General features: G+C 45.1%; 8 protein-coding genes, 1 tRNA gene and 1 pseudogene. 7 read left to right on the plus strand and 3 right to left on the minus strand.

The genetic code is table 11. The features are described from left to right. Positions 1–16: 16 nt before the first annotated feature. The 3 genes from H740_RS05675 to mraY form a co-directional block, all read right to left on the minus strand. A tRNA-Phe gene (locus H740_RS05675) sits at positions 17–92 on the minus strand. A 144-nt stretch (positions 93–236) separates the two neighbouring features. Then, the gene (gene murD / locus H740_RS05680; protein WP_002952304.1) at positions 237–1,499 is read right to left on the minus strand and encodes a UDP-N-acetylmuramoyl-L-alanine--D-glutamate ligase; all 1,263 of its coding nucleotides are present in this window, start codon (positions 1,497–1,499) and stop codon (positions 237–239) included. 79 nt (positions 1,500–1,578) lie between these two features. Then, positions 1,579–2,643: a phospho-N-acetylmuramoyl-pentapeptide-transferase gene (mraY, locus tag H740_RS05685; RefSeq protein ID WP_002952305.1), complete on the minus strand. Its 1,065-nt coding sequence runs from the start codon at positions 2,641–2,643 to the stop codon at positions 1,579–1,581. Positions 2,644–2,853: 210 nt separating this feature from the next. On the opposite strand from mraY, the gene H740_RS05690 reads away from it, so the two are divergent. The 7 genes and pseudogenes from H740_RS05690 to H740_RS05720 form a co-directional block, all read left to right on the plus strand. Continuing rightward, positions 2,854–4,317 (plus strand): OmpA family protein, encoded by a 1,464-nt coding sequence (locus H740_RS05690; RefSeq protein ID WP_002952307.1) that lies wholly within the window; start codon positions 2,854–2,856, stop codon positions 4,315–4,317. Beyond that, on the plus strand, positions 4,318–5,811 hold the full coding sequence (locus H740_RS05695; RefSeq protein ID WP_002952308.1) for a hypothetical protein: 1,494 nt from the start codon (positions 4,318–4,320) through the stop codon (positions 5,809–5,811). Further along, on the plus strand, positions 5,812–6,612 hold the full coding sequence (locus H740_RS05700; protein ID WP_002952309.1) for a hypothetical protein: 801 nt from the start codon (positions 5,812–5,814) through the stop codon (positions 6,610–6,612). It abuts the gene before it with no gap. A 102-nt stretch (positions 6,613–6,714) separates the two neighbouring features. Then, a complete protein-coding gene (gene gpmI, locus H740_RS05705; protein ID WP_002952311.1) occupies positions 6,715–8,193 on the plus strand; it encodes a 2,3-bisphosphoglycerate-independent phosphoglycerate mutase in 1,479 nt (492 codons plus the stop codon). 225 nt (positions 8,194–8,418) lie between these two features. Beyond that, positions 8,419–9,762 carry a UDP-N-acetylmuramate--L-alanine ligase gene (murC, locus tag H740_RS05710; RefSeq protein ID WP_002952312.1) on the plus strand — a complete coding sequence of 448 codons (1,344 nt, stop codon included), beginning with the start codon at positions 8,419–8,421 and terminating at the stop codon, positions 9,760–9,762. Next, on the plus strand, positions 9,759–10,106 hold the full coding sequence (locus tag H740_RS05715; protein ID WP_002952313.1) for a hypothetical protein: 348 nt from the start codon (positions 9,759–9,761) through the stop codon (positions 10,104–10,106). The genes murC and H740_RS05715 overlap by 4 nt, the downstream gene beginning before the upstream one ends. After that, positions 10,107–10,814: pseudogene (locus H740_RS05720) on the plus strand (hypothetical protein); the annotation flags it as partial.

Consider the following 10,814-nt stretch of genomic DNA (forward strand, 5'->3'; position numbering starts at 1 on the left):
TTAAAATAAACTTAAATGGTGGTTAGAGGCAGAATCGAACTGCCGACACGCAGATTTTCAGTCTGCTGCTCTACCGACTGAGCTATCCAACCACGCTGTTAAAAAGAAATGTGATTTTAGCCACTTGATACTTAAATTTTGGTTAAATACGTAAAATTCGGCTTTTTTTAAAGTATAAAATTTGCTTCAAAGGCAGTCGTTCAAATTTAGCGAGGTTTTACGGCGCATATATCGCGTCAAATTTGCAAATTTAAAATCGCTTTTTTAAATTCATCCCCGCGCTCTACGTAGCTGCTAAACTGATCTAAGCTCGCCGCAGCAGGGCTTAAGAGCGCTATTTCGTCCAAATTTTCATCATTTGCGTCAGTCTTAGCGACTCCGTCAAATTTAAAGCGTTTATCTATCTCGCCGACTGCGACGTTTAAAAGCTCGCATTTTACGGCCGGGATTTTAAACTCGCCCGCAAGATTCATTAGCTTGTCCGTATTTGAGCCGATAGCGTAAATTTGCGCCTTGGCGCCGCGCAAAGCTTCAAAAAGCGGCCGCATATCCACGCCCTTATCGTCGCCGCCTAAGATCAAATGCAAAAATTTGCCCTCATATCGCTTTACGGCTTGGATGCTCGCGTCGATGTTGGTCGCCCTCGTGTCGTTGACCCACGTCCTGCCGCGCGCATCGCGAAACTCCTCGAGCTTGTTGCCCTCGATGACAAAGTCGTTTAACAGCCGTGCGTCGCACCTATCGAGCAAAATTTTCTGGATAGCAAGCGCTAAAAGAGCGTCCGTTAAAAACGGCGTTTTAAAGGCGATATCGCTTAAATTTACCCCGCAAAACTCGGCCAAATCCGCCTCGTTTTCGTAGCTTATCACCTTTGCTTTAGTCGGCGTTTCAGCGTAAATTTTAGGCAGGATCGCGACCGTGTTTTCGCCCATCATAGCTAGCGGTTTTAGTTTGGCGCGCTCATACTCGGCAAAGTCGCCGTGCCAGCTGAGGTGATCGGGCGTGATAGGCAAAAGCGCGTAGATGCCGGGCGTCGCGGCGTTCGTGTAGTGCATCGTAAAGGAGCTGGTCTCTAGCACCCAAATTTTGGCGTTTGGGTCAAGGTCTGCGAGCGGAACCCCGACGTTGCCGCCCATTACCGAGCCGTAGCGCGCCAGCAGGTGCTGCGTCATCTTTGTCGTCGTGGTTTTGCCGTTCGTACCGCTGATCCAGACGGTAAAGGGCATTTTGGCGCCGTAAATTTTGTAAAAATAGTCGTACTCGCTGATGAGATTTTGCGCTTTTTTAATCAGCTCGTGGCTCGGAGGAAAGCCTGGGCTTGGGATCTCGAGGCTGCTTTTTGCGGGTATAAAGAGGTTTGGCGGCAGTAGGGTGTTACCCCATTCGTCGCTTGAGATCTCGCTAAATTTATCGTCGTAAATGTCCCAGCCGCCGTCTTTTGCGAAGTTCTTCGCGATCGCGCGTGTCGTGCCGCCGTAACCAAATAGCGATTTTCTCATTTTCTCCCCTTTGCCCGTAAAATTTGCGTTATATTATCGGCGGCTAGCTCGGCTATTTCGCCGTTTGTTCGGTTCAAATTTACCTGATTTTTAGCGCAGTCATGGCGATCAAATTTGCCAAAACAGCGATGAGCCAAAATCTCACGATAATCTTATTTTCCACCCAGCCTTTTATCTCAAAATGATGATGTATCGGTGCCATGAGAAAAATTCTTTTTTTAAAAATCTTAAAGCTTCCGACCTGCAAAATCACGCTCAAGGTCTCCATCACGAACACGAAGCCGATGATGATGAGTAGGATTTCGTTTTTCGTCATCACGCCCATGAGTCCGATATATGCGCCCACGCTTAGGCTCCCGCTATCACCCATGAAGACCTCGGCCGGATGGCAGTTAAACCACAAAAATCCCATCAGCGAGCCGATCAGCGCAGCGGCCACGACGACCGTTTCGCCCACGCCCGTGATCTTGGGCAAAAGCAGATACGAGCTAAACACCGCGTGTCCGCAGATGTAGGCAAACACGCCAAGCGTCAGTAGCGAAAACACCGCAGGTACTGTAGCTAGACCGTCTAGGCCGTCGGTTAAATTTACAGCATTTGAGGCCGCTACGATAACGAGCGTCCAAAAGGCCACCGCAAAAACGCCTAGATCAAGCACTGGAAATTTGTAAAACGGTAGGTAAAATTTACTGTCCAACTCGCCGTGTAAATACAGCATCGCCGAGACCGCAAACGCGATCAAAATTTGCACCGCAAGCTTGGCTCTAGGGCTTAGTCCGTCGTGGTTTTTGCCGCCTGAGATTTTACGAAAATCATCTTTAAATCCAAGCGCCGTAAAGCCTGCTAGACAAATCAGCGAGGCAAGGACGAAAACGTTATCTAATCTCGCGCAAATCACGCTCGCCGCAAGTGCGGCTCCGATAAAGACCAGTCCGCCCATCGTCGGCGTTTTGGCCTTTTTTTGGTGCGTTTGCGGAGCTAGCTCATAGATGGGCTGGGCGGCATTTTTGGCCTTTGCCCACGCGATAAATTTAGGCAGCGCCCAAACGGTCAAGCAAAATGCGATAAAAAACGAAAAACCCGCGCGAACGGTGATGTACTGAAAGATATTAAAATTTAATAGTTCATAAATATAGTAAAACATAAAAGCCTTTATTTTAAAAAAACTAATTTTAATACAGTAGCATTAAAAGTAAGCTAAATTTGACCTCATCAGAAGTGATTTGCCTAAAAGAGTTCATTGTTCTTGCCTCTATTTTCGGATAAATTCGCATTAAAAAATTATTGACACGACTATGTTTTTATGGTAATATTTAATTTTTTTATAAGCTCCACTGGAAGGCAAATTTTTAAGATGAATAAACGAATTTTTATCTGCGTTCCGCTAGTTTTAGCTCTGAATGGTTGCGCCAATCTAGGCGAAAACGTCGGCAAGATTGGTGGAACCGCAATAGGAACTGCCGGAGGTGCGGCGATAGGCAAAGAAGTTGGCGGCGATAAGGGTATGGTGATAGGAGCCGTAGTGGGCGGAGTAATCGGATATTTCGTCGGAGATTATATCGACGAAAGACGCGCGCAACAAAAGAAAGTCTCTCAAGTGTATAACGTTGAAATAACGCAAGAAGACGTAAAAATAGACGGCAAAAGAGGCGATAAAGTAAGTATAACTACTAGCGAGAGTCAGTTTGCCGCTAATCAAAGCGTATTAAACCCTCAAGCTAGCGAGTATTTCTCGCAAATGGCCCGTACATATAAGGGTGGTTCGCAAAAAATACTAGTCGTCGGACATACTGACGATAGCGGATCTAGTACAAAAAATCAACTTTTATCCGAAGCCCGCGCTAAAACCGTAGGGCAAATTTTTACGGAAAACGGAGTCGACGCAAAAAATATTTATTATCTAGGCGCGGGAGAAACTAATCCCATAGCTGATAACAATAAAGAACAAGGCAGGGCTAAAAATAGGCGCGTGGAAATTATTGAGTTACAAAGCGAGGCTGATATCGTAAAATATGCGCAAGAAAATAATAGCAATCCGGCCTTTTTTACTAAAATTTCTAAATCGGGTCAGGAAAAATTTTCCGATGAACGAAAGCAGGATGTTTTGGCCAGTCAAATTTCGAAAACTGAGCCTACTCAGGGCAAAAACAGTGCCGTAAAAGAAAAAACAAAAATGGCTAAATCCTCTAAAAAAACGGAAGTCAAAAAAAACGAAAAAGCTAGCGCGCTAGCGGTCAAAAGCGGCGTATTTGTAGATTTTGGAGGTAGGCCGCGAAGCGGGGATTCGTTTATGCTAGAAGATCGATACGGCGGCAAGGAAGATATTGGTTTTTCTCTAATAACTAAGGCGTATGCAGATAATTTTACGTTTAATTGCACGGCGGACGAATACCGAGAAAACGGTGCGCTAAAAAAACTTGACGGCGGTGAAATAGTATATAAAACTACCGATCACAAAAAGGCTCTAAACGGTGGAGCTTGGGATACCGTTTTAAACAATAATCGCTTAGGCATCGGTCCCATATCGGTGCTAAAAGATGGCGAAGCGGATAAAAATCCTCAAATTTTTATCTATAAGGACGCGATAAATAAAAAGACCGCCGATTTTAAAATAGAGGGTAGGGTTAATACTTATCGAGGTAAAAACGGTTTACTTTATAGAGTTTTTGCACAAGACGACGGCTCGCCTATAAAATGTCTAGATATAGTTTTTGATAACAATGATGCGTCAAAAGCCTCGGGATATGTCTATTATTTTGCGTCGAGCGGAAATTTGATGGAAAAAGATTTTAATATTAAGCCGTTAAGGAGAGAGTAAATGGATGGGATTTTGGCTTTCTTGTCGCTATATCGCCTTTGGGTTAGTGCTGTTATAGCTACGATTATTTTGATTTTATTGATTATTAAATTTTGGGATAGGATTAAATTTTGGTGGCTTTGCTTTTGGACTAGCTTCCCGGTTGTGGGTACAATAGCGTCCTTGTATAAGTTAAAAGAAACCGAAAGAGACGGTTGGTTTAAAAGCGAAAAGACTATTTGTTCCAAATTTTATAGCTTTTATAGAAATTTACTTGGCAAGGATCCTGATTTTTATGCCAACTGTGCCTTATATCTAGAAAAGGCGCAAGAAACTGATAGAAAAGAAGCCCCGCTTATGGTGTGGATAGTTATATTTTTGTTGGTTGTGGCGGAGGCCTTAGGTTTTGCCTACGTGCTAGCTGGTTATACTATACCTGGAGCTAGCGAATCGTTGCAACAAAAGGGTGCTTTGGCGATCGCTTTTGTTATCTCCGTCATTTTGGTCGGTTTTACGCATTTTACGGGCGGTGAAATTTATAGAAATAGCGTGTATAAGAAAATAAGAGAGTGGTGGATAAACGACGATAACGATAAGCCTAGATTAAAACCGGATAACGAAGAAATTACTCTACAAAACAACAGAGCCGACGATGGAAGACCTAAATATATCAAAGTCTTAAATAGAGTAAATGCAAATGCAAACGTAACTCCAAAATGGCATATAACCGTAATCACGGCCATTTTAATCGCGTTAATAGCCGTAGGCGCTACCTACGTACGCGGACAAGTGCTTGAAAAGCAACTAAATCAAGAAATTTCAAACATTGGTATAAATATATACGATAATGCGCCAAGCGAACTTGGGCAAATCCAAGAAAATGCTGATAAAAAGGCTTTGGAAGAACAGCAAGATGCCGATAGAAAGGGTGGTTGGGCTACTTTTATAGTTTTAGCGGTACTTTTTGTTTTTATTCAAATTTTAGGAATTCTTTTAGGATACAAGTGGGGCTTCGTCGGCAAAGAAAGTAAAAAGGCGTATAGCTATATAAAAGGTTTTTATAGTGCGGAAGAATTTGAGGATTATTACGAGCGAGAAAAGGATAGGATAATATCTAAAGCAAACGAAAAGCTTGCCGTTCTTCACTCGAAAATGGCTAGGTATATCGGCGGTACAACGATTAATTCCGACGAAAGAAATTTGTTAAATAGCGCAAACCAGCGTACTTTCGAAAGATACATTCAAACAAGAGCTTTGTCCAAACAAGAGCAAAAGGTTGCCGAAAGCGAGCAAAGGCAGTTTAATAAGCGCATGAAAAATCAAGAAAATTTAAGCAAAAGCGAACCTTTTGTGTCTGAGTCCGAGCCCAATCAAACGACTTCCACTCCCCGCGATAACGTCAAAAGAAGAGAGATTTTGGAGATAAAAAAAGAGCTAAAAGAGCTTAAGAAAAACGGCGGAGACGAGGGGAGAATTTTGGATCTAGAAGAAAGATTGTTGGAGCTGGAGGACTAGATGAGAAAAATTTTACTATTTTGCGTATTTTGTGCGGTTGCTTTTTGTGCACCGAGTTGCTATGACGCGAACAAAATCGAAAAGCCTACCCTAGCCGAAGAAAAGGCGATTTTTGTACTTATAGACGAGACGACACTATTTGATGAGTCGCTAAAAGAACAAATCATAAACAATACTTTGCGATTCGCAAAACAAGGCAATCATATTTTTATAGCTAAATTTTCAGCTTTCTTGCATGATAGATACAACGAAGTATTGTTTGATTTTACCTTGGACTTTCCGCTTAATCAAGAGCAAAGATATGAAACAAACAAAAGCGTTTTAGCCAAATTTGATAAATGTTTAAAAGATCAATTGGGCTATGTAAGAAAAAATATAAGTGAAAGTATTAAAAACGCTTTTTTAAAAAAAGGCGATAATATAGCCAAGTCAGATGTTTTATATGCGCTAAAAGATTTTGCGCAAAATACGATATCTATAGATGAAGCACACGACAAGATAGTACTGATAGCTTCTGACATGCTGGAAAATTCATCTGTTACCAGCTTTTATTCCAAAGGCAAACCGCGACTAATAGACAGCAAAAAAGAGCTTGGCTTTGTAGATAAAAACGGCCTTTTTGCAGACTTCGGTGCAGCCAAAATTTACATCGTGGGTGCAGGGCTTAACGAAAGTGACAAAGCCTATGTAAATCCACAGATACTCAATTCTCTAGATAGTTTTTGGAGGGAGTATTTTAAAAAATCAAATGCTACATTAATCGAAATGGGGACTCCATCCTTAAAGCGAGAAATAAAGTAAATTTTTCCTTAAAACAATATTTTAACTTCGCTGTTTTATCTAATCTAATATTAAGAAATATACAACAAATTGTGATAAAATTACTGTCAAAAAGGATGAAATATGGCGCAAAAAACTATTTTGGTGATCACAGACGGTATAGGATATAATGAAAGTAGCGAATTTAACGCATTTGCGGCGGCAAAAAAGCCGACATACGACTGGTTGTTTAAAAACGTGCCAAATACGCTCATAAAAACCTCGGGCCTGGCAGTGGGCCTACCTGACGGACAGATGGGAAACAGCGAGGTCGGACATATGTGTATCGGCAGCGGGCGGGTTTTGTATCAAAATTTGGTAAAAATTTCGCTCGGTTTTGAAAACGGCTCGCTAGCCAAAAGCGAAAAGCTTTTAAATTTGTTTAAAACCTGCAAACGCGTCCACGTCGTCGGGCTCTACTCAGACGGAGGCGTGCACTCGCACATGAGCCACTTTGACGCGATGTGCTCTCTTGCGGTCGCTAACGGCTGCGAGGTGTTCGCTCATGCGATCACGGACGGCCGCGACGTGGGGCCAAAAAGCGGGCTGGCGTTTATAAAATCACTGCAAGAAAAGGCGCAAAGCGGGGGCTTTAGGCTAGCTAGCGTTAGCGGTAGGTTTTACGCGATGGACCGCGACAAGCGCTGGGACCGCGTAAAAACGGCCTACGGCGCGATGACGCGAGGAGAAAACGGGCAAACTATCTCGCCGCTAGAATACATCATGCAAAGCTACGAGGCGGGCGTGACGGACGAGTTTATCGTACCGGCTAGCTTTGGGGGTTTCGGCGGGATCGGTGAGAGCGATGGAGTGATATTTATAAATTTTAGAAACGACCGCGTGCGCGAGATCGCGGCAGCTTTGGGTGATGAAAATTTTAGCGAATTTGAGCGCCCTTTTGTCGTAAAAAATCTACTCACGATGACCGAATACGACGCAAATTTTGCCTTTCCCGTGCTGTTTGAAAACGAAAAGCTAAAAAACACCCTTGCCGAGGTCGTCGCAAACGCGGGTCTAACGCAGCTACACACCGCCGAGACCGAGAAATACGCGCATGTGACGTTTTTCTTTAACGGCGGCGTCGAGGAGCTCGCCCAAAACGAAACGCGCGTGCTCGTGCCAAGCCCCAAAGTAAAAACCTACGACGAAAAGCCCGAAATGAGCGCACAGGCCGTATGCGAAGCGGTGCTAAAAGGGATGGATGACGGACAGGATTTTATAGTAGTAAATTTCGCAAACGGCGATATGGTCGGCCATACGGGCGAATTTGGTGCGGCAGTCAAGGCGGTCGAGGCTGTGGATACGGCGCTAGGACGCATCGTGGTAAAGGCCAAGGAAAAAAACTATGCGCTAATCATCACGAGCGACCACGGCAACTGCGAGCAGATGAGGGACGCGCAGGGCAATCTACTAACCAATCACACGACTTTTGACGTATTTTGCTTCGCGATGGGCGAGGGCGTAAAGGCGGTAAAGGCAGGCGGTCTAAACAATATCGCCGCGAGCGTTTTGGCGCTGATGGGTATCGAAAAACCGGCCGAAATGGACGAGGCGTTGTTTTAAATTTATCTCGCTTTTGAAGCTTATTTTGCGCAGTCGACCCGCCGATATTTAAATTTGAATCAAATTTGAGCTTTATCCGGCGGGTCAAATTTGAGCCTAAATTTAAACTCCGCTGCGTCCTAAGCGCTGCCGTAAAACCGCTAAAATCTACATAAATTTCATCTTTTCAGCATCTCAAAATTTCATTTTCGCTAAAATCGGCCTAATAAATTTAAGGGAAAATCAATGGAAAATTCAAGTCAAAAAAATTTCAAAATCGAGCGTAAAAAGGTCCATTTTATCGGTATCGGCGGTATCGGTATCTCGGCGATCGCGCGGGTTTTGCACGAAAAGGGTTTCATAATCAGCGGTAGCGACATCAAGGAAAGCCCGACCACGCGCGAGCTAGCCGCGCAGGGCATCGACGTCATCACGCCGCACAGCAAAGCCGCGATCAAGGATCAGGACTTCGTCATTTACTCGGCCGCGATAAAGCCCGATAACATCGAGCTCGTCGAAGCGCGTAGCAAAGGGCTGCACTGCCTATCGCGCAAAGAGGCGTTGCCGATGGTGCTAGAAGGTAAGCGCGTGTTTTCGGTGGCGGGCGCGCACGGCAAAAGCACGACCTCTGCTATGCTATCTAGCCTCGTGGAGGGCTCTGTCATCATCGGCGCTATCAGTAAGCAGTTTGGCTCAAATATGAAATACGAGCCCTGCGACAACGTCATCTTCGAGGCCGACGAGAGCGACAGTAGTTTTCTTAACTCAAACCCGTATCTAGCCGTCGTCACCAACGCCGAGCCCGAGCATATGGAGCACTACGGCTATGATTTGGAGAAATTTCATGCGGCGTATCGCGGCTTTTTGGAGCGAGCCAAGGTGCGCGTGATAAACGCCGAGGACGAGTTTTTAGGTACGCTAAAGCTCGACGCCGTGCGCCTTTATCCGAGCGCCGATATCACCGAGCTTAGTATGATCGTGCGCGATTTCGTGCCTTATACTGCGTTTAATCTTAAAAATTTAGGCAAATTTGAGGTGCTGGGTATGGGCGAGCATATAGCCGTGGACGCGTCGCTTGCGATCTTGGCCGCGCTAAATGAAACGTCTCTCGCGCAAATCAGGCAAAATTTGCTAAATTTCAAAGGCATCAAAAAGCGTTTCGATATCCTAACCGCTAGCCGAAAATTCGTACTCATCGACGACTATGCGCACCATCCGACCGAGATCAAGGCCACTTTGCAATCGGTCTTTGAATACGCTAAGTTGTTAGGTATCACCAAGATCACGGCGATCTTTCAGCCGCACAGATTTACGCGTCTGAGCGCAAATTTACAGGGCTTTAAAGAGTGCTTTGAGGGCATAGATGAGCTAGTTATCCTGCCTGTTTACGCCGCTGGCGAGACGCCGATAGAGATAAATTTAAAAGAGGAGTTTAAACGCTACAACCCAGTGATGACGCAAAGAGTCGCGCGCGAGGGCGATGGGATCGTCTTTACGGACGAGTTTGGCGTAAAAAACCTACTCGATGACGGTCTAGTGATCGGCTTTGGCGCGGGCGACATCACATATCAGCTGCGAGGCGATGCATGAGGGTTATAATCGTACTTTTAGGCGTGCTTGCCGCGATCGCGATATTTAGCGTGAGCGACGAGAAGCTAAGTAAAAAGGCGAAATTTATCATCACTTTTTCGGTGATTTTTGTCGCGACGGCGCTGTATTTTTACGAGACCAGACTAGAAAGCGAGCAGGGCAAAAGACTGGAGCTAGTCGCGCTTTTTAACCAAGGCAAAACCCTAAAATGCGGAAATTTCGACGTTAATAATACTAAATTTAACTATGAGTTCGGTACGTCCTCCTTTGTCGCAAAACGCGCAGCAAAGGAGCTAAATAGCGTCAAGATCGCGCTTGATGGCTGCGAATTTAAAGGCGAATAATTGCGAAATTTTAAAGATAATCAAAATTTGACCCAAGGCGGCGTTTGGGGGGCGAATGGGCGCGAAAATAACGTCTATCGCGAGCAAAGAAACGGCGATATTTCAGACGTCGCGGCGCACCGCGAGCAAAAAGAATTTACAAACGCGGAAGGCTTTGAGCGGCTTATAAAAATTTTAGACCTGCAGGGCTACATGGAGCGGTTTAACTCCTTTCTAGCGCGCCCAAAGCCGCTTTTTATGGCGGGCGGTAGCAGGTTGCATTACGAAAAAATTTTAGAGCTCTCGCAAAAGCAGTTTGATCCGCCCTCGTCCGCTCAAAATCTAGACGACGCGCTCATTCGCCTTAGCAAGCAAGCCACGCTGCACGTGAGCGAGATTTTTGAGTTTGCTAAGATTATTAGCTACTTTACCTACCTAAAAACGCTTAAATTTGAGGGCAAACTAGGCGAGTGGCTCGCTAAAATCGAGATACCGCAGCCGATGTCAAAGCTCGCAAACTCGTTTGATAAAAAAGGCGAGCTAAAAGACGAAGTGGACGAGCGCCTGGGCGGTATCAGAGACGCGTTTAGCGCCAAAAGGGCACAAATAGACGCCGATCTGCGCCGCCTCATCTACTCAAAAAGCGTCGCGCCATACCTCGTCGATACGCAGGTGCACTACATCAGCTCCGTCGAGGCGCTGCTCGTGCGAGGCGGGTTTAACCACGTG

The organism is Campylobacter showae CC57C, assembly GCF_000344295.2.
GTDB lineage: Bacteria > Campylobacterota > Campylobacteria > Campylobacterales > Campylobacteraceae > Campylobacter_A > Campylobacter_A showae_B.